Genomic DNA, 18,941 nt, shown 5'->3' with positions numbered 1-18,941 from the left:
ATCAGTAGGGAAGCGGTATGCCTGCGTTCACACAGGTTTCTTCGTACCTATTTCGCGCGCCCTTCAGTATGTCCAACGCTTCCGCAATCAAATCCATTCGCTCATTTTCATCGAGCAAAGCTGAATCCAACAGGCTGACCAAATTGTTCAAGGAATCGCCTTGGACAACAACGCCCGGAAAATTCCGGCCGGGGAGTTGGACAACCGCATAGTTTGTTGCTGGCGAGAGCAACGTTGCCGTGCTCATGCCGCCTTCTCGGGCGCGAGATAGCCGATCAGTCGTCCCAGCGTCTCGGGCAATTCCTTGCGATGCACGACCATATCGATCATCCCGTGATCGAGCAGATATTCGGCGCGCTGGAAACCTTCGGGCAGTTTTTCGCGGATCGTATTCTCGATCACGCGCTGACCCGCAAAGCCGATCAATGCCTTGGGCTCGCTGATCTGGATATCGCCGAGCATCGCATAGCTGGCGGTGACGCCGCCCGTGGTCGGATCGGTCAGGAGCACAATATAGGGAAGGCCGGCGCGGCGCAGGCGCGCGAGCGCGACGGTGGCGCGCGGCATCTGCATCAGCGACAGCGTACCCTCCTGCATGCGCGCGCCGCCGGCGGCGGTGATTGCGAGATAGGGACAGCCGCGCCTGATCGCTTCCTCGACCCCGGCGACGAAAGCTTCGCCCACGGCGACGCCCATCGATCCGCCCATGAAGGCAAAATCCTGGACGCCGATCACGACGGGTTGGCCGTCGATCTTGCCCGCCGCATTCTGATAGGCATCGCGGTCGCCGGTCTGCGCGCGCGCCGCCTTGATGCGGTCGACATATTTCTTGGTGTCGCGAAACTTCAGCGGGTCTTCGGGCGCCGCTGGTGCGCTGATCAGTTCGTGGAGGCCGCCGTCGAACAGCTGCGCGAAACGCTCGGTCGCGCCGATGCGGTCGTGATGATCGCAGCGCGGGCAGACGTTGAGATTATCTTCCCATTCCTTGACGAACACCATCTGCTGGCACTGGCGGCATTTGTGCCAGAGATTGTCGGCGGTGTCGCGTTTCGCCCCGAAGGGCAGCGCGTTGCGAACGCGGTCGAGCCAGCTCATGCGGCGATCTCCTTTGCGCCGTGGATAGCATCGGCGAGCGAACGGGTGAAGGTCTCGACATAAGGCGCGGCGGCGTCGCCATGCTCGGCAATGATGTCGATGAAGGCCGATCCGACGACTACGCCGTCGGCGACCTTGGCGATCGGGGCGGCCTGTTCGGGGGTGCGGACGCCAAACCCTACGGCGACGGGAAGGTCGGTGGCGGCTTTGAGGCGTGCAACAGCTTCGTCGATGCTCGCCTGCGCCGCTTGTTGCTGGCCGGTGATCCCGGCGACCGAGACATAATAAAGGAAACCACCCGCGCCATCGAGCACGGCGGGCAAGCGCGCCGGATCGGTGGTGGGCGTGGCAAGACGGATCAGGTCAACGCCAGCGGCGCGAAGACTCGGGCCGAGTTCGGCGTCTTCTTCAGACGGAATGTCGACGCAGATCACGCCGTCGACGCCTGCTTTGGCACATTCGGCGGCGAACCAGTCGGACCCGCGGATCGTCATCGGGTTGGCATAGCCCATCAGGACGAGCGGCGTTTCGGGATGGCGCTGGCGGAAAGCTGACGCGATGGCGAAGATGTCGGCGGTGGTCGTGCCTTTCGCGAGGCTGCGCAAATTCGCGGCCTGGATCGCGGGGCCGTCGGCCATCGGATCGGTGAAGGGCATGCCAAGCTCGATCACATCAGCACCGCCCGCGACGAGCGCGTCGAGGTTCGCGGCGGTGTCGCCGTCGCCCGCGGTGATGAAGGCCACAAGCGCGGGATGGGGCTTGGCGAAGGAGGCGGCGAAGCGGGTCATCGGGAAGGCGCCCTCAAATAAAAGACAATCGCGAACACGGCAGCAATGCTCGCATTATAGGCCAGTCTTGCGGAGGCGAGATTCCAGGCGTCGAAATTCAAGCCATGCCGAAACAGCAGGTCGGCGAACGACAAGACGACCAGAAAGAGGCAGAAATCGGTAAAAATCCGAACCGGCTTCGATTGCATTACAGCTCCACCCCCAGCGCATCCGCCACCGTGAAGATATCCTTGTCGCCGCGGCCCGAGCAGTTGACGATGATGATCTTGTCCTTGCCCAGCGTCGGGGCGATGCGTTCGGCGGCGGCGATCGCGTGAGCGGATTCGAGCGCCGGAATGATGCCTTCGAGCTTGGTGAGCTTCTGGAAGCTCGCGAGCGCTTCGTCGTCGGTGACGGGTTCGTAGCGGACGCGGCCGATTTCGTGGAGCCAGCTATGTTCGGGGCCGATACCGGGATAGTCGAGACCCGCCGAGATGCTGTGCGCCTCGGTGATCTGGCCGTCCTCGTCCTGCAACAGATAGGTCTTGTTGCCGTGGAGAATGCCTGGGCGCCCGCCCGCGAGGCTGGCGGCGTGCTTCTTGTCGAGCCCTTCGCCCGCGGCCTCGACGCCGACGATTTCGACGTCTGCATCGTCGAGGAAGGGATGGAAGAGGCCGATCGCGTTCGATCCGCCGCCGACGGGAGCGATCAGCATATCGGGGAGGCGACCTTCGGCCTCGAGGATCTGTTCACGCGCTTCATCGCCGATCACCGACTGGAAATCGCGGACGAGCTCGGGATAGGGGTGCGGGCCTGCGACGGTGCCGATGATGTAAAAGGTGTCGTGGACGTTCGCGACCCAATGGCGCAGCGCCTCGTTCATCGCATCCTTCAGCGTCTTGGCGCCCGATTCGACTGCGACGACTTCGGCGCCGAGCAATTTCATGCGGAACACGTTCGGCTGCTGGCGTGCAACATCGACCGCGCCCATGAAGATGGTGCAGGGCAGGCCGAACAGCGCGGCGACGGTTGCGGTCGCGACGCCGTGCTGGCCGGCGCCGGTTTCGGCGATGATCTTCGTCTTGCCCATGCGCTTGGCGAGCAGGATCTGGCCGATGCAATTGTTGATCTTGTGCGCGCCGGTGTGGTTGAGATCCTCGCGCTTGAGGTAAATCTTCGCGCCGCCGAGATGCTCGGTCAGCCGCTCGGCGAACCACAGCGGGCTGGGGCGGCCGACATAATGTTTGAGCAGATAGTCGAACTCGGCCTTGAACGCGGGATCGGCCTGCGCCGCGCGATAGTGGCGCTCGAGGTCGAGGATCAGCGGCATCAGCGTTTCGGCGACATAGCGGCCGCCGAACTGGCCGAAATGGCCGCGTTCGTCGGGGCCGGAGCGAAGGCTGTTGGGTAAGTCGGTCATCGACCCGCCGCTTTAAGGAAAGCCGCGATCTTGTCCACATCCTTGACGCCCGGCGCGCTTTCGACGCCCGACGAAACGTCGACGAGCGGCGCGCCGGTTTCTGCGATGGCCTGCGCGACATTCTCGGGGGTAAGCCCCCCGGCGATCCCCCAGTCGATGCTGTGGCGATGGTTTTTGAGCAGCGACCAGTCGAAACGCGTGCCGGTGCCGCCCGGCATGGCGGCGGCGGGCGCATCGAACAGGATGCGATCGGCGACGCCATGATATTTCTGCATCCGCGCGAGCGTGTCGGCGTCCTTAAGGCCGATGGCCTTCCACACTTCGGCGGGTGTCAGCCGCTTTACGACACCCAGCCATTCGGGGGTTTCGGTGCCGTGGAACTGGACGATGTCGGGGCGCACCATGCCGAGCGCGTCGCCGGTGAGTTGCTGCGGTGCGTTGACCAACAGCAGCGCAACCTTGATGTCGGCCGCGCCCGCGCGTTTGCGCAGCTCGGCCGCGGTCTTGAGGTCGACATAGCGCGGGCTCGGCTCATAGTGATTGAGGCCGATGTGCGTCGCGCCGTGACGGATGGCGGCATCGACCTCTTCGATCGTCTTGAGGCCGCAGATTTTGACGAGTGGGGGCATGGTCAGACTCTAATTTGTCCGTTCGCATCGAGCGAAGTCGAGAGGCCCCTCGATCTTGCGCTGCTCCGATGGGTGTCTCGACTTCGCTCGACACGAACGGGAATGGGAAAGGGCTTTAAAGCGTCGCTTCAATCTCGCGCGCGGCGAGGTCGGGGTCCGCCGACTGGCTGATCGGGCGGCCGACGACGAGGATCGAGGCGCCGTCGGCCATCGCCTGTGCCGGCGTGACGACGCGTTTCTGATCGCCGATCTTGCCGTTCGCGGGGCGCACCCCGGGGACGACGTAAAAGCCACCGGGCCAAGCCTTGCGCGCTGCTTTCACCTCCTGTCCCGAACAGACAATGCCGTCGAGGCCGGCTTCGCGGGCGAGCGCCGCCAGGCGGACGACTTGATCGTGGGGGTTGCCGCCGACGCCGATGTCTTCCAGATCGGGCGCGTCGAGGCTGGTGAGCACGGTCACCGCGACGACCTTGGTGTTCGTGCCCGCGGATGCCTTCGCTTCTTCGAGCATCGCGCGGCCGCCCGCGGCGTGGACGGTGATGATTGCCGGTTCGAGCGAGCGCAGCGCCTGGATCGCCTTGGCGACGGTGTTGGGAATGTCGTGGAGCTTGAGGTCGAGAAAGATCGGCAGGCCCAGCTTCGCCATTTCATGCACACCGTGGTGCCCGTTGGCGCAGAAGAATTCGAGACCGAGCTTCAGCCCGCCGACGTGGCGCCGCACCTTTTGCGCCAGCGTCAGCGCGGCATCGAGGTGCGTGGTGTCGATGGCGAGATAAAGCGGTGAAGTCATGGCTTGTCCGTGGAGAAAAGGTCGGATGGGGCGGGCGGGATGTCGTTGACCGGAGGAGTGGGCGTGACCTCGACGGGCCGGTTGGCGAGCGCGCGCAAATCCGCCGCCTGCCGCTCGCTGGCGTCGAGGCGGCGCTTCATTGACCAGCGCGTCGTGCGCAGCGCGATCCACATCGGCACGCTGCCGATAAGGAACGCTGTGAGGATCAACACGGGCAATTTGGTGTCGAGCACCTGTCCCGGCCAGATCGTGACGGTGACTGGAATCCAGTTCGCCATCGCGAAAATGACGAGGATGGCGGTCAACGAGACCCAGATGATCGTTCGCAGGATGCCCACTTCGTCTTGCTCCTCTGTCGGTCTGGCGCCGACCCTATGACAGATTGCCGCGCGATTCCAGTCCGGGAGCTATGCCGCCCCGAACACCCGGTCGAAGATCGTGTCGACGTGCTTCATATGATAGCCGAGGTCGAACAGCGCGGTCAGCTCGTCGGCCGAGAGCTTTGCGGTGACGTCGGTATCGGCCTTGAGCAGTTCGAGCAGCGAGAGCTGGCCGTCCGAATCCCAGACCTTCATCGCGTTGCGCTGGACGAGGACATAGCTTTCCTCGCGGCTCGCGCCTGCCTGCGTCAGCGCGAGCAGGACGCGTTGCGAATGGACGAGCCCGCCCATGCGGTCGAGATTCTTCTGCATCCGCGCGGGGTAAACGAGCAGCTTGTCGACCACGCCGGTCAGGCGTCCGAGCGCGAAGTCGAGCGTGATCGTCGCGTCGGGGCCGATGAAGCGTTCGACCGACGAGTGGCTGATGTCGCGCTCGTGCCACAGCGCGACATTCTCCATCGCGGGTGTGACCGCGCTGCGCACGACGCGCGCGAGGCCTGTAAGGTTCTCGGTCAGGATCGGATTGCGCTTGTGCGGCATCGCCGACGAGCCCTTCTGTCCTGGCGAGAAATATTCCTCGGCCTCGAGCACTTCGGTGCGCTGGAGATGGCGGACTTCGACCGACAGCCGTTCGATCGACGACGCGACGACGCCGAGCACCGCGAAGAACATCGCGTGGCGGTCGCGCGGGATCACCTGCGTCGAAACGGGCTCGATCGCGAGGCCGAGCTTGGCCGCGACATGCGCCTCGACGCGCGGATCGATATTGGCGAAGGTGCCAACCGCGCCCGAAATGGCGCAGGTCGCGATTTCGGCGCGCGCGGCCTGGAGGCGCAGCTTGCATCGCGAGAATTCGGCATAGGCTTCGGCGAGCTTGAGCCCGAAGGTCACCGGCTCGGCGTGGATGCCGTGGCTGCGGCCGATCGTCGGGGTGAGCTTATGCTCATAGGCGCGGCGCTTGATCGCCTCGAGCAGCGCGTCGAGATCGGCGAGCAATATGTCGGCCGCCTGGCTGAGCTGAACCGCGAGGCAGGTGTCGAGCACGTCCGAGCTGGTCATGCCCTGGTGCATGAAGCGCGCTTCGTCGCCGACATTCTCGGCAACCCACGTCAGGAAGGCGATGACATCATGCTTGGTGACGGCCTCGATGGCATCGATCGCGGCGACGTCGATCACCGGGTTCGTTGCCCACCAGTCCCAGAGCGCCTTGGCGGCCGATTTCGGCACGGTGCCGAGTTCGGCAAGGGCGTCGGTCGCGTGCGCTTCGATCTCGAACCAGATGCGAAACCGATTCTCGGCCGACCAGATCGCGGTCATTTCCGGCCGTGCGTAACGCGGAACCATTGAATTTCCTTCCTTTTCGGGCGCCTTATCGCGGAATCCACGCGGAACCACGATGGGGCGCCCCGTAGCAGGGACGGGGCGTTTCGCCAAATGCCGAGGGCGCGCAACTTTGCGGAAAGACGATGGGTTGCTCCTATGCCCCATCAGAAAGGCGACGGGTCGCAGTGACCATCGAAGTCGCCGTTACAGGAGAATAAATGTGTTGAAACAAGTGCTTTTGATCGGCGCGGCGGCTGTCAGTTTCCCCGCTTTGGCCCAGACGACTGCCCCGGCCGAAGAGCCGGCCCCCACGACGCAGTCGCAGCCGGCGCCGACCGACACCACGGCCCCCGCGCCCGATAGCAAGCCGACGGACGAAACGAAGCCGACGGATGAAACGGCGCCCACCGAGGACGCGACCCCGAGCGATACGCCCCCCGCGGCTGAGCCCGCCCCTCCGGCTGACCAGCCTGCTCCGGATTCCGAAGAAAAGCCCGAATCGGAACCCGAATAACCCCGCACACAGGAGATAGACGATGTTGAAACAGATGCTTTTGATCGGCGCCGCTGCCGTGAGTTTCCCGGCCCTGGCTCAGACTGCCCCAGCGTCGGACCCGACCACACCGCCGGCGGCGAGCGAGCCGGCTCCGGCACCCGACGCATCGACGCCCCCGGCTGAACCCGCCCCGGCACCCGATGCGTCGACCCCGCCGGCTTCGGGCCAGGCCGCGCCTTCGGGTGGAGCGGCAACGCCGACCCAGATTGCGCAGATCGTCGACCAGGAATTCCCGACCTATGACGGGGACAAGAATGGCGACCTGAACGAAACCGAGTTCGGCGCGTGGATGAAGAAGCTGCGTGCAGCGACCGATCCGAGCGCCGACGTCGAATCTGCCGAAGTGAAGACCTGGATTGGTCAGGCTTTCGCATCGGCTGATGGCGACAAGTCGGGCGCGGTTAACAAGACCGAATTGACCGGTTTCCTGTCGCGCGGCGCCTAAACGGCGTCCCGCGGGGTGGTGCAGCCGTCGGAGCGATCCGGCGGCTGCATCGCCGTTTGCAGCAAGCTAAGCCGTTTGCAGCCAGCTAAGCGGGTTGCTCGACCGCGACGATCGTCAACCGGTGTTCGATGCCACCGCGATCGGGCCAGTTGATCGACTGGCCGACGCTGAGGCCGATCAGGCCCGCCCCGATCGGCGTCAGGATCGACATCCGCCCGGCCGATATGTCGGCTTCGGCGGGATATACGAGGCGCACTGTCCGTTCGGCGTCGCTTTTTTCATCGATGAACGTGACGTTGGAGCCCATGGTCACGACGTCGGGCGGGATTCTGGTGCGTTCGCAGATCGCGGCGCGATCGATCTCATCGAGCAGCAATTCATAGAAGCGAACCGAATCGCGCTGCTGCTGCAGGGTCAGTTCGGTCAGCACGTCGGCTTCGCTGTCGATCATGCGGATATGGGGCATCGCGGCCCCGTTTTTCTTCTTGGTCATGGCGCGGACTTTCCGGCTGGCGCGCGGCGGCTGGCCACGCGCGGCAATGTCTGGACGGAAGGTGCCCCGGGTTCGGGGCGAGCGCGCCGGAACCCGGGGCTAAATGCCCGCGAGAAGCTGTCCCCCGTGATGGCGGAAATGGAGAAGGCTGCGCCGAATCTGCATGACCCTAATGATGTGGCGCCGCGCGGCGGAAGTCAAATTTGGCTAGAGCAGTCCCATCGCGCGAAAGCTGCGGTAATCGGACCCGCCGATAATGATGTGATCGTGGAGCGCGATTCCAAGTTTCGCGGCGGCGCCGGCGATATCCTTGGTGATCGCGATATCCTGCCGGCTCGGTTCGGGGCTGCCGCTGGGGTGGTTGTGGACAAGGATGATCGCCGAAGCGCCGAGTTCGAGCGCGCGCTTGATGACTTCGCGAACATAGATCGCCGACTGGTCGATCGACCCTTCGCTCGCGAGTTCGTCGCGGATCAGCATGTTGCGCGAATTGAGATAGAGCACGCGAACGCGCTCGACGTCGATCGGCCCCATGTCGGCGCGCAGCCAGTCGAGCAGCGCGTCCCAGCTGGACAACAATGGTTTGTCGCGAAATTCGCCTTTAAGCAGGCGCAGGCTCGCGGCCTGGACGATCTTCACCGCCGCAATGCCGGTATCGCTGAGCCCGTCGACCCGGCGCAGCGATTCGGGGTCGGCGCTGACCAGCTGCGCCAGCGAACCGAATTCGCGGAGCAGCGCTTTCGCGAGCGGCTTGGTGTCTCGGCGCGGGATTGCGAGCGTGAGCAGATATTCGACCAGCTCGTAATCGGCCAAGCCTTCGGCGTCGTCGAGCAGGCGAGCCCGCAACCGCGCGCGATGCCCAAGATGGTCCGGCGTATCCCCCATGACGCGGCAATAACCGCCTTGTGAGGCGCACTCAACGGTCATAGGGTAAGGAAGATGGCGAACCGGATCAAATTCCTGCATCGAAACGGGATTTCCGGCGTTTGTGCCCTGAACGGGGTTCGGGCCGAGGGACGAGATTTTGCCGCCATGACGTCATCGGCCATATTCCATGACTGACACGGAAGACGGCGTAAAACCGCGGTGGAAATATCGAAAGCTGCTGTTCAAAAAGCGCTGGCTGACCGCTGGCGCCGTAATCATCCTCATCGCAGGGGTCTGGATTGCGCGCGAGCCGATCGCCGATGAATTCATTCGCGACCAGCTCGAAAGCCGCGATGTTCCTGCGCGCTATAGGATCGACCGGATCGGCTTTCGCAGCGAGCAACTATCCGACATTGTCATCGGCGACCCGAAGCATCCCGACCTGACCGCGAAGCGCGTCGAGGTCCTGCTAGGTTATGGCTGGCGCGGTCCCTATGTTTCGGGAATCAATGCCGAGGGCGTTCGGCTTTATGGCCGCTTCGTCGACGGCCGCCTGTCGTTCGGCTCGCTCGACAAGTTCCGCGATCCGACGAGCAAGGATCCGTTCGCCTTGCCCGACCTGTCGGTCGCGCTGCGCGATGCGCGAGCCCGCGTCGAAACGCCGTGGGGCAATATCGGTGCGGCGCTGAGCGGCGGCGGCAATCTGCGCCGCGATTTCACTGGCAAGCTCGCGCTCGTCGCGCCGCGCATTGCGGCGGCGGGGTGCAGCGGTGACGATATCAGCTTCTACGGCACGCTTCTCGTCCGCGACGTCCGGCCGCAGCTCGTCGGTCCCTTGCGTGGTGGTTCGTTGCGCTGCGCAGACGGCAGTGTCAGTGCGGCTTCGCCGCAAGTCGCGCTCGACCTCTCGCTGTCGGAGGATCTGCAAAGCTGGAAGGGCAAGGCCGACGCGAGCATCGCGCGCCTTGCCGCCGGACCCGTCGCGGCCGACCGGATGGGCGTGGTCGCCCGCTTCGACGGCACCGCAGTGCTGACGAAGCTAGACGTCGATGCCGACATGGCGCGCCTTCGCGGCGCCGATTTCGCGGCCGAGACGGTGAACCTCGAAGCCAGGGGCAGCGTCGGTAGCGCGGCGCCCAAGTTCGACGGGCGGATCCGTTTTGCCCGCGCCAGCGGCAGCCCCGATTTGCGGCGCTTGCTCGCCGAAAGCGCGCGCGGGCTGGCGGGCACGCCGGTCGGGCCTCTCGCGGTGAAGGCCGTCGGCGCGCTGAGCCGCGTGCTCGCCGATGCGAGCGGTAGCGCGGGCTTCGCGCTCGCGGGCGAAGGGCCAACGGCGCGCGTCGACCTGATCGCGCCCGAACTGACGAGCGCGAGCGGCGCGCATTTCACCGGCAGTGCGGACAGCCGCATCGGCTATCTTTATGGCGCGGACGAGCCCGCGGTGATTGCGACGGGACGCTGGAGCATCGCGGGCGGTGACCTGCCGTCGGGAACGCTGAGTATCGATCGCAGCGCCGAGGGAAGGGTGACGGGGCTCGCCAGCTTCAATCCTTATGGCGCCGAAGGCGCGCGGCTGGCGTTGACGCCGGTGCGTTTTTCGGGCGGCGCGGGCGGGTTGCTGCGCTTCGCAACGGCCGCGACGCTGTCGGGGCCGCTCGCGGGCGGGCGCGTCGAGCGGTTGACGGTGCCGTTGAACGGCTTTCTCGCCCCGACCGGAGCTCTCGCGTTCGACGGAGGATGCAGCCGCGTCGCGGCCGACCGGATCGAGGTCAGCGGCTTCCGGCTAGGCCGCAGCGCGATCGACCTGTGCAGTCGCCCGGGCGCGCCGCTGCTCAGCGCCGGGCCCGACGGGCTTCGCGGCAATATCCGCATTCCCGGTATTGCACTGCGCGGGACGAGCGGCAGTTCGCCGTTCAGCCTGAAAAGCGGCCCGGCGAACATCGACCTGTCCGCGATGCGCTGGTCGCTGGCGCGTGCCGATATCCGGCTGGGCGAGGGGGAGAGCGTGACCCGCTTTGCCGCTGAGAGCCTGACCGGGCGTGCGACGCCGCAAGGTATGGTGGGCGATCTCAACGGTGCGAGCAGCAAGATCGGCGCGGTGCCCCTGAACATGAGCGAGATTGCGGGGCAATGGCGCTTCGCGAATGGCGCGCTGACGCTCGACGGCGGGTTGCGGCTCACCGACGCGGCGCCCGATCCGCGCTTCTTCCCGCTGGTCAGCAATGAAGCGAATCTGCGCTTCGCGAACGGGATGATCGAAGCGAAGGCGGGTTTCAGCGAGCAGAAGACCGGAACAAAAATCCTCGACACGTTGATCCGCCACCGGCTTTCCGACAGCAGCGGTTCGGCTGACCTTGTCGTCAAGGAGCTGCGGTTCAACGAGGCGTTCCAGCCCGACCAGCTGACCAGTCTCGCGCTCGGCGTCGTGGCCAACGTGCAAGGTTCAGTGGTCGGCGACGGCCGTGTCGAATGGACCGCCGACGGCGTCACGAGCCGCGGAACCTTCGCGACCGCTGACGCCAGCCTCGCCGCGGCGTTTGGACCGGTGACGGGGCTGACGACGACGCTCAGTTTCGACGACCTGATTGGCCTTAGATCGGCGCCGGGTCAGATCGCGAAGATCAAGGAGATCAACCCGGGTATTCCGGTCGTCGACGGCGAGATCGAATATCAGTTGCTCGACAATAATCGTGTCCGGGTCGAGGGCGGGAGCTGGCCCTTTGGCGGCGGGCAGTTACTCCTCCATCCGACGACGCTCGATTTCGGCACGGAGAAAGCGCGGCGGCTGTCGTTCGATATCGTCGGGGTCGATGCGGCGGTGTTCCTGCAAAGCTTCGGCTTTGACAATATCAACGCGACGGGCGTGTTCGACGGAACCTTGCCGGTCGAGTTCGATGGGATGGGCGGGCGCATCGTGGGTGGCCGCATCGATTCGCGGGGCGGCGGCGGCACGCTCGCTTATGTCGGCGAATTGTCGAACCGCAATCTGGGTGTCATCGCCAATTTTGCCTTTGGCGCGCTGCGCAGCCTCAAATATGACGATCTGACGATCATCCTGAACGGGGACCTCGACGGCGAAATGGTGACCGATATCCGCTTTGGCGGCGTGGGGCAGGGGGAAGGCGCGACGCGTAATTTCCTGACCAATCAGGTCGCGAAACTGCCGTTGATCTTCAACGTGAAGATTCGGGCGCCGTTCCGCCAGCTTTTGACATCGGCGAAGGGCTTCTACGACCCGTCGCTGCTGATCGAACAGAATCTGCCCGCGCTGATTCGCGCGCAGGAAGACGCGAAAAAAGCAACAATCGTCCCCGTTCAGCCCCCAGAAAGCGAGCCCGTGCAATGAAGATACCCAAGACTGGAGCTAGGAGGCTGGCCATAGGTTATAGGTATGTTGCAGTAACGATCGGGGCGGCCGCGCTTGCGGGCTGCGTCCAGATCGACACTCCCGACAAGCCGATCGAAATCAACCTGAATATCAACATCCGTCAGGAAGTGGTGTACAGGCTGGATGGCGACGCCAAGAAGCTCATCGAGCAGAATAGCGAGATATTCTGATGGGGAACAAGAAGATGACCAAGACGATGTGGAAACCGACCGGACTGGCACTTGCTGCGATTGCGGCCACCGCCGCCGTTGCGCTGGCCGTGCCGTCGGCGATGGCGCAGCGCGATCCCGCCTATGCCGCCGCGCGTGCCGCGGGGCAGATCGGCGAGCAGGTCGACGGCTATCTGGGGTTCGCGACCACGCCGACCCCGGCGATCCGCGCGCTGGTGCAGGACCTCAATATCAAGCGCAAGGCCGCCTATACCGCGAGCGCGCAGTCGACCGGCAGCACGGTCGAGCAGTTCGCCTTTACCAGCGGCTGCAACCTGATCGCGCAGACCAAGCCGGGCGAAAAATATCAGACGCCCGGCGGCGCCTGGAAAACCCGCGACGGCAGCCCGCCCGAACGCGACGCACGCTGCCCGTAACCGAACAAGCCGCATAATAGGGGCCTGCGGGTCCTCAGATGCCGCCGCGCCCCTAAACGCGGCGGCATTTTTGCGCGCCTCCGCGGCGTCAATTTTGTGCACCTGCGCACAAGCATTGACTTAATCGGGTGTCGTTCCTAAACGGACCGCGCCTTAGGGGTCCCCCGAATTTTCGGGCCTTTTTTCGCAGGCGGAATCGATCGATATCGGCTCTGTTTCAGGAGGATGGCACAAATGACGGGGAATGGCAGCGATCCGGAACCAGCTTCGGAGGATTCGCGCCTGGTCTCGCTCGAAGAGCGATTGGACCGGGCCGAAGCCGCAGAAGCAAAACGGACCGCAGTGAACGCCGGACCGGAGACCGATGCTAACTATAAGCTCGGTAACCGCGTTCTGGCTGAACTGCTGGGCGGTATCGGTGGCGGCGCCTTGGTCGGTTGGACGATCGATCATTTTGCCGGCACCGCACCCTGGGGCCTGTTGGTGGTGCTGTTCCTTGGAATAGTCGTCGCCTTCAGAAGCATATTTCGTATAGCGAATATCCGGCCTTCCAAGCCGGATTGAAGCTGAATTACTGGGATTTAGGCGAGGTATCGCGTGGCGGATCAAGGCAAAGTGGACCCGATGCACCAGTTCGAGGTGCAGAAGATGTTCGACATGTTCCATGTCGGCAATCATGAGGTTGCCTTTACGACCAGTGCGATGTGGATGGTCATCGCCGGCCTGCTGCTGTGGGTCTTCATGATCGGCGGGATGAAGCGTCAGCTCGTTCCCGGTCGCTGGCAGGTCGCCGTCGAAGGCTTTACCGGCTTCATTTCGGGCATGATGAACGCGAATATCGGCCCCGAAGGCCGCAAATATACGCCCTATGTCTTCTCGCTCTTCATGTTCATCCTGATGCTGAACGTGATCGGACTGATGCCGCTTGGCCTGTTCGGCGTGCATCCCTTTACCGTGACGAGCCACTTCACGATCACCGGTTTCCTTGCGATCCTGAGCTTTTCGATCGTCCTGATCGTCGGTTTCTGGCGCCACGGCCTGCATTTCTTCTCGCTTTTCGTCCCGCACGGCACGCCTTGGTGGCTGCTGTGGCTGATCCCCGTGATCGAGCTGGTGTCGTTCCTCGTCCGCCCGTTCAGCCTTGCTCTCCGACTGTTCGTCGCGATGACCGCGGGCCACGTGCTGATGAAGGTGTTCGCCTCGTTCATCATCGACGGGATCGCTGCCGGTCCGGCTGTCGGTCTGGGCGTCGGCATCCCCAGCATGGCGCTGATGGTCGGCATCAGCGGCCTCGAGCTGCTGGTGGCGGGTATCCAGGCTTATGTTTTTGCGCTGCTCACGTCGCTCTATCTGAACGACGCGGTCAATCTGCACTGATATTTCAACTGTATAATCAACGTTTTTCCCAAGGAGTATAAAATGGACGTTCAAGCTGCTTCGCTCATCGGCGCCGGTCTGGCCGCTATCGGTGCCGGTATGGCCGCCATCGGTGTGGGCAACGTCTTCGGTAGCTTCCTCGAAAGCGCGCTGCGTAACCCGGCTGCTGCCGACGGCCAGCAGGGCCGCCTGTTCATCGGCTTCGCGGCTGCCGAACTTCTCGGCCTGCTGTCGTTCCTGATCGCGATCCTGCTGTACCTCAAGGCAGCCTGATTTCGTCTGCGGGGCCGGCTCGCTAAAAGCCGGCCCCGCGACTGCTTTTCTTTTGTCGGTCGAGTAAATCCATGCCTCAAATCAGCCAATTCGCTGAAAGCTGGTACGCCGCATCGCAGATTTTCTGGGTGCTGCTGACCTTCGGCTTCGTCTTTTTCGTCATCGGCCGCGGCATGCTGCCGAAGATCGAGGCGACGGTGGACGCACGCGACCGCAAGGTGGCGGACGATCTGGCCGCGGCGAAAGCCGCGCATGCCGCCGCCGACAACCTCGAAGAAAGCTACCGCCAGCAAAGCGACGCAAGCCGCGCCGCTGCGCAAAAGGCGGTAACCGACGCCAAAGACAAGGCCGCGAAAGACGCCGAAAAGCGTCTGGCAAAGGTCGACGCCGAACTCGCCGACAAGCTGTCGGCGGCCGAAGCCGACGTCAGCGCGGCGCGCACTTCGGCGATGGCTGAAATCGAATCGGTCGCGGCCGAAGCAGCGGGTGACCTCGTCGCCAAGCTGTCGGGCGTGAAGGTCGCTGCGGCGGATGCCAAGGCGGCGGTGAAGGCGGTGCTCCATGGCTAATGTTCTGACCATCTTGTCCGAAGCCGCGGGCGAAGTGCATGTCGAGCCGGCCTCGTTCGGCTTCATCGATGCGACCGTCTGGGTTTCGATCGCCATGGCGATCTTCATCGCGATCCTGCTGTGGAAGAAGGTGCCGGCGATGGTCGCGGGCATGCTCGACAACAAGATTGCCGAGATTTCGAAGCAGCTCAAGGAAGCCGAAGCGCTGCGTCTCGACGCCGAATCGCTGAAGGCCGAATATGAGGCGAAGCTCGCCGACGCCGCCAAGGAAGCCGACGAGATGCGCGCCCGCGCCGATGCCGAGGCCGAAGCGCTCGTCGCCAAAGCCAAGGCCGACGCCACCGCGCTGATCGGCCGCCGCAAGCAGATGGCCGAAGACCGCATCGCCGCGGCCGAAGCAACCGCGCTTAGCGAAGTCCGCACCGCGGCTGCCAAGGCCGCGACCGACGCGGCGGCGAAACTGATCGCCGAAAAGCATGACGCCACGGCCGACAAGGCGCTGGTCGATCAGGCTATCGCGGGCGTCGCCAAGGGCTGAGCCTTTCCATCGCCGATTACCGAAACGCCCGCGGATTTCCGCGGGCGTTTTGCTTTGGGGCTAGTTCGCTCCGGCCAATCCCGCGACCCACGCCTTTGTCGCGGGGAAATTGTCCATCGCGCGCCGATATCCCGTGCGCGCCGTGGTTCGTTCGACATAGTCCAGTTCCACCGTACCCAACGCGAAGCCGATCGTGCGCTGGGCGAATTGGAGCGCGTAGGTCACCGAAATGTCGGCGGCGGTGAAGCGGTCTCCTGCGATATGGGGCGTACGCGCAAGCTGGCGGCTCACGAGGCCGAGGCGGCTCTTGAAAATGCCGAGCGCCCAGCCCGTGGTCCAGTTTTCCCGTTCGGCTTCGGGGGCGAGTATGTTCGTCGCGACGATGGCGTTGATCGGACCCGCGAGGCCCGCCTCACCCATATGGAGAAATTGCTGATAGGTCGCGAACGCCGCGTCGTCGGGCGTCGGCGCAAGCGGGCCCGGTCCGTAGCGCGCGAGCAGATATTCCATGATCGCGATCGATTCGACCATCACCGTGTCGCCGTCGACGATCGCAGGGATGAATCCGGCAGGGTTGATCGCCAGGAATTCGGTATCCTGTTCGACACCGTCGAGCAGATCGACCGGCCGTACGCGATAAGGGCGCCCCATTTCTTCGAGCAACCAGGCAACACGGAAGCCGCGTCCTTCGCCGTATAGAGTGATCATGCCTGCAATCCTCAGAACTGGATCATGATGCGCCGCGCCAGCGCGGGCGAGATGCTGTGCACGAGCCGCAACATCTTCACCATCCCCGCATCGACCTCGCTTTTGCCGGTACGAATGCCGCGCACGATCTCTGCGGCGCAGTCGTGTGCACGCATCTTCCTGCCGCCGCGGCCCGCGGTCATGTTGGTCTCGACCACCGGAGGCAGTGCCTCGATCACGCTGACATTGCTGTCCTTCAGCAGATACCGAATCGCCTGCGTGTAGCTGCGCAGCCCAGCCTTGGTCGCGCAATAGATCGACCCGCCGGCGCGCGGCGCGATCGCGAGGCCCGAGGTGACGTTGACGATGGTAGCCTCGGGCTGGGCGCGCAGCCCCGGCAGCAGCCGGGTGCAGAGCGCGATCGGCGCGTCGAGATTGGTGCGGATGCAATGCGCCGCATTCTCCAACGTCGCGGCATCGTCGAGCTCATATTCGCTGCCGACGCCCGCGTTGTTGACGAGCAGTGCGAGCGGCTTGCCCGCCACACCGCTTACGACCGCATCGATGCCCGCGGAGGTCGACAAATCGCCCGCGATCGTGCCGAAACCAAGCGCCGCCATCGCCTGCAATTTGTCGGCCGAGCGGCCCGTGACGATGACGTTGGCGCCCGCACCCTGCAGTTGCAGCGCAATCTCGCGCCCAATGCCGTCGCTGCCGCCGGTCACCAGCGCGAGCTTTCCACGTAGTTCCATAAGACCCCTCCTATGTTTTACCTCGCGCACTATGGCGGGTCGCACCGCCATCGCCTACATGCAAAATCATGGCTCGCCCGAACGCTCCCGACCGATTCAACGAAGAAAAAGCGACCTATGTTATCCGCGGCGGCGACGGGGAGGGCGATCAGCCCGACCTCGAACGCGGCGCCGAGGCGATCCGCAGCGTGGTGCGCAAATTGCCGACGCGCCCGGGCGTGTACCGGATGCTCGATGCGCGCGGCGACGTGCTGTACGTAGGCAAGGCGCGGGCGCTGAAGAACCGCGTGACCAATTACACGCAGGTCGCGCGGCTGCCGCAGCGGTTGCAGCGCATGGTATCGCAGACGCGCGCGATGGAGATCGTCACGACGACGAGCGAGGCCGAGGCGCTGCTGCTCGAGGCGCAACTGATCAAGCGTTATCGCCCGCCGTACAATGTGCTGCTGCGCGACGACAAAAGCTTTCCCTTCATCCTTCTGCGCACCGATCACGCTTTCCCGCGCGTGCAGAAGCATCGCGGTGCGCGGCGCGCGAAGGGGCGCTATTATGGCCCGTTCGCCAGTGCCGGCTCGGTCCACCAGACGCTCAATGCGCTGCAGAAAACCTTCCTGCTGCGCAGCTGCACCGACAGCTTTTTCGCCAACCGGTCGCGCCCGTGCCTGCTCTACCAGATCAAGCGGTGCAGCGCGCCGTGCGTCGACCGCATCTCGAAGGAGGATTATGCCGGGCTGGTGAGCGACGCGCAGGATTTCCTCGAGGGCCGCTCGACCGCAGTCCAGAAACGGCTGGGGGCGGCGATGACGCAGGCGGCCGAGGCGATGGATTATGAGCAGGCGGCGGTGCTGCGCGACCGGCTGAAATCGCTGACCTTCATCCAGGGGAGCCAGTCGGTGCATGCCGACGGGCTCGGCGACGCCGACGTGTTCGCGCTGGCGGCGAAGGGCGGGCAACTGTGCATCGCGGGCTTCTTCATCCGTGGCGGGCAGAATTGGGGGCATCGCAGCTTTTTTCCGGCGCATGTATCGGGGGTACCCGAGGCAGAGGTGATGGCGAGCTTTCTGATGCAATTCTACGAAGGCGTGCCGCCGCCGAAGCTGATCCTCGTCGACCGCGAGCCCGAGGAATGCGCGCTGCTTGCCGAGGCATTGGGGGAGAGCGGCAGCCGCAAGATCGAGATCAGTGTACCGCAGCGCGGCAATCGTCGCCGGTTGCTCGAACAGGCGGTGCGCAACGCGGGCGAGGAACTCGACCGCCGGCTCGCAGAGAGCAGCAGCCAGGCGAAACTCGGACGCGAGCTCGCCGAGCTCTTCGATCTCGAAAACCCGCCGCGGCGCATCGAAATTTACGACAACAGCCATATCCAGGGCACCAATGCGCTGGGCGCGATGGTCGTCGCGGGTCCCGAAGGCTGGATCAAGGGCGCCTATCGCAAGTTCAACATCAAGCGCGCTGAGACGCAGCCGGGCGACGATTTCGCGATGATGCGCGAGGTGTTCGAGCGCCGTTTCGCGCGCGCGATCGAGGAGGACCCGGAGCGGACGAAGGGCGAATGGCCCGACCTGGTATTGATCGACGGCGGCAAGGGGCAGGTGTCGGCGGTCGCGGCGGTGTTTGCCGAACTGGGGATCGACGATCTAACCTTTGTCGGGGTCGCCAAGGGGCCAGACCGCAACGCCGGGCGTGAAACATTTTACCACCCCGACGGGCGCGAATTCACGCTGCCGCCGAACAATGCCGTGCTCTTCTACATCCAGCGGCTGCGCGACGAGGCGCACCGTTTCGCGATCGGCGCGCACCGGGCGAAGCGGTCGAAGGCGATGGGGGCATCGCCGCTCGACGAGGTTCCGGGGATCGGACCGTCGCGCAAGAAGGCGCTGCTGATGCATTTCGGCACCGCACGCGCGGTGCGCGGCGCGAGCCTCGAGGATTTGCAGAAAGCGCCGGGGGTCAGCGCAGCGGTCGCGCAGGCGGTGCATGATTTCTATCATTCTGGACGGTGAGGG

23 protein-coding genes are annotated in these 18,941 nt (G+C 64.4%); 10 read left to right on the top strand and 13 right to left on the bottom strand.

Annotation, left to right across the window (positions count from 1 at the left end):
- Position 1: 1 nt before the first annotated feature.
- From J2X38_RS10675 to purB, 9 genes are all read right to left on the bottom strand, one after another.
- The gene (locus tag J2X38_RS10675; protein WP_058538391.1) at positions 2–247 is read right to left on the bottom strand and encodes a DUF6959 family protein; all 246 of its coding nucleotides are present in this window, start codon (positions 245–247) and stop codon (positions 2–4) included.
- Positions 244–1,095, bottom strand: a complete 852-nt coding sequence (gene accD, locus J2X38_RS10670; RefSeq protein WP_310253879.1) for an acetyl-CoA carboxylase, carboxyltransferase subunit beta — start codon at positions 1,093–1,095, stop codon at positions 244–246. The genes J2X38_RS10675 and accD overlap by 4 nt, the downstream gene beginning before the upstream one ends.
- Positions 1,092–1,883 (bottom strand): tryptophan synthase subunit alpha, encoded by a 792-nt coding sequence (gene trpA / locus J2X38_RS10665; RefSeq protein ID WP_310253877.1) that lies wholly within the window; start codon positions 1,881–1,883, stop codon positions 1,092–1,094. Before trpA ends, accD begins: the two co-directional genes overlap by 4 nt.
- Positions 1,880–2,071, bottom strand: coding sequence for a hypothetical protein (locus tag J2X38_RS10660; RefSeq protein WP_058538394.1), 192 nt, complete (start codon positions 2,069–2,071; stop codon positions 1,880–1,882). Before J2X38_RS10660 ends, trpA begins: the two co-directional genes overlap by 4 nt.
- Positions 2,071–3,282, bottom strand: a complete 1,212-nt coding sequence (gene trpB, locus J2X38_RS10655; protein ID WP_058538395.1) for a tryptophan synthase subunit beta — start codon at positions 3,280–3,282, stop codon at positions 2,071–2,073. The genes J2X38_RS10660 and trpB overlap by 1 nt, the downstream gene beginning before the upstream one ends.
- On the bottom strand, positions 3,279–3,911 hold the full coding sequence (locus J2X38_RS10650) for a phosphoribosylanthranilate isomerase (protein ID WP_310253874.1): 633 nt from the start codon (positions 3,909–3,911) through the stop codon (positions 3,279–3,281). The genes trpB and J2X38_RS10650 overlap by 4 nt, the downstream gene beginning before the upstream one ends.
- 115 nt (positions 3,912–4,026) lie before the next feature.
- Positions 4,027–4,701 (bottom strand): orotidine-5'-phosphate decarboxylase, encoded by a 675-nt coding sequence (gene pyrF / locus J2X38_RS10645; protein ID WP_056374956.1) that lies wholly within the window; start codon positions 4,699–4,701, stop codon positions 4,027–4,029.
- Positions 4,698–5,039, bottom strand: coding sequence for a lipopolysaccharide assembly protein LapA domain-containing protein (locus J2X38_RS10640; RefSeq protein WP_058538398.1), 342 nt, complete (start codon positions 5,037–5,039; stop codon positions 4,698–4,700). Before J2X38_RS10640 ends, pyrF begins: the two co-directional genes overlap by 4 nt.
- 69 nt (positions 5,040–5,108) lie before the next feature.
- The gene (gene purB, locus J2X38_RS10635) at positions 5,109–6,425 is read right to left on the bottom strand and encodes an adenylosuccinate lyase (RefSeq protein ID WP_310253871.1); all 1,317 of its coding nucleotides are present in this window, start codon (positions 6,423–6,425) and stop codon (positions 5,109–5,111) included.
- Positions 6,426–6,940: 515 nt separating this feature from the next.
- Between purB and J2X38_RS10630 the strand changes: the two genes are divergently transcribed.
- Positions 6,941–7,405, top strand: coding sequence for a calcium-binding protein (locus tag J2X38_RS10630; protein ID WP_310253869.1), 465 nt, complete (start codon positions 6,941–6,943; stop codon positions 7,403–7,405).
- 85 nt (positions 7,406–7,490) lie between these two features.
- Here the strand turns inward: J2X38_RS10630 and rnk are convergent, their stop codons facing one another.
- Positions 7,491–7,898, bottom strand: coding sequence for a nucleoside diphosphate kinase regulator (gene rnk / locus J2X38_RS10625; protein ID WP_310253867.1), 408 nt, complete (start codon positions 7,896–7,898; stop codon positions 7,491–7,493).
- A gap of 207 nt (positions 7,899–8,105) precedes the next feature.
- Positions 8,106–8,783, bottom strand: a complete 678-nt coding sequence (gene radC, locus J2X38_RS10620) for a DNA repair protein RadC (RefSeq protein ID WP_058538605.1) — start codon at positions 8,781–8,783, stop codon at positions 8,106–8,108.
- A gap of 169 nt (positions 8,784–8,952) precedes the next feature.
- Between radC and J2X38_RS10615 the strand changes: the two genes are divergently transcribed.
- From J2X38_RS10615 to J2X38_RS10580, 8 genes are all read left to right on the top strand, one after another.
- On the top strand, positions 8,953–12,111 hold the full coding sequence (locus tag J2X38_RS10615; protein ID WP_310253864.1) for a YdbH domain-containing protein: 3,159 nt from the start codon (positions 8,953–8,955) through the stop codon (positions 12,109–12,111).
- A complete protein-coding gene (locus tag J2X38_RS10610; protein WP_310253862.1) occupies positions 12,108–12,323 on the top strand; it encodes a YnbE family lipoprotein in 216 nt (71 codons plus the stop codon). Before J2X38_RS10615 ends, J2X38_RS10610 begins: the two co-directional genes overlap by 4 nt.
- A 14-nt stretch (positions 12,324–12,337) precedes the next feature.
- On the top strand, positions 12,338–12,739 hold the full coding sequence (locus tag J2X38_RS10605; RefSeq protein WP_082639883.1) for a YdbL family protein: 402 nt from the start codon (positions 12,338–12,340) through the stop codon (positions 12,737–12,739).
- Positions 12,740–12,973: 234 nt separating this feature from the next.
- Positions 12,974–13,303 (top strand): AtpZ/AtpI family protein, encoded by a 330-nt coding sequence (locus J2X38_RS10600; RefSeq protein WP_037515490.1) that lies wholly within the window; start codon positions 12,974–12,976, stop codon positions 13,301–13,303.
- Between the two features lie 60 nt (positions 13,304–13,363).
- Positions 13,364–14,116 carry a F0F1 ATP synthase subunit A gene (locus J2X38_RS10595; RefSeq protein ID WP_052187538.1) on the top strand — a complete coding sequence of 251 codons (753 nt, stop codon included), beginning with the start codon at positions 13,364–13,366 and terminating at the stop codon, positions 14,114–14,116.
- Positions 14,117–14,158: 42 nt separating this feature from the next.
- A complete protein-coding gene (locus tag J2X38_RS10590; RefSeq protein WP_037515205.1) occupies positions 14,159–14,389 on the top strand; it encodes a F0F1 ATP synthase subunit C in 231 nt (76 codons plus the stop codon).
- 71 nt (positions 14,390–14,460) lie between these two features.
- Positions 14,461–14,958, top strand: coding sequence for an ATPase (locus J2X38_RS10585; RefSeq protein WP_310253849.1), 498 nt, complete (start codon positions 14,461–14,463; stop codon positions 14,956–14,958).
- On the top strand, positions 14,951–15,496 hold the full coding sequence (locus J2X38_RS10580) for a F0F1 ATP synthase subunit B (RefSeq protein WP_310253847.1): 546 nt from the start codon (positions 14,951–14,953) through the stop codon (positions 15,494–15,496). Before J2X38_RS10585 ends, J2X38_RS10580 begins: the two co-directional genes overlap by 8 nt.
- 60 nt (positions 15,497–15,556) lie before the next feature.
- On the opposite strand, the gene J2X38_RS10575 is transcribed toward J2X38_RS10580, so the two are convergent.
- Together J2X38_RS10575 and J2X38_RS10570 are read right to left on the bottom strand one after the other, a co-directional pair.
- Positions 15,557–16,204, bottom strand: a complete 648-nt coding sequence (locus tag J2X38_RS10575; protein ID WP_310253845.1) for a glutathione S-transferase family protein — start codon at positions 16,202–16,204, stop codon at positions 15,557–15,559.
- Between the two features lie 11 nt (positions 16,205–16,215).
- Positions 16,216–16,935, bottom strand: coding sequence for an SDR family NAD(P)-dependent oxidoreductase (locus J2X38_RS10570; RefSeq protein WP_310253843.1), 720 nt, complete (start codon positions 16,933–16,935; stop codon positions 16,216–16,218).
- A gap of 68 nt (positions 16,936–17,003) precedes the next feature.
- Here J2X38_RS10570 and uvrC point away from each other — a divergent pair, with 68 nt between their 5' ends.
- On the top strand, positions 17,004–18,938 hold the full coding sequence (gene uvrC / locus J2X38_RS10565; RefSeq protein WP_058538409.1) for an excinuclease ABC subunit UvrC: 1,935 nt from the start codon (positions 17,004–17,006) through the stop codon (positions 18,936–18,938).
- Positions 18,939–18,941: the final 3 nt, after the last annotated feature.

It is taken from the genome of Sphingopyxis sp. BE235 (assembly GCF_031457175.1).
GTDB lineage: Bacteria > Pseudomonadota > Alphaproteobacteria > Sphingomonadales > Sphingomonadaceae > Sphingopyxis.
The sequence above is the reverse complement of the archived record's forward strand: the minus strand, read 5'-3'. Positions and strand labels throughout refer to the sequence as shown.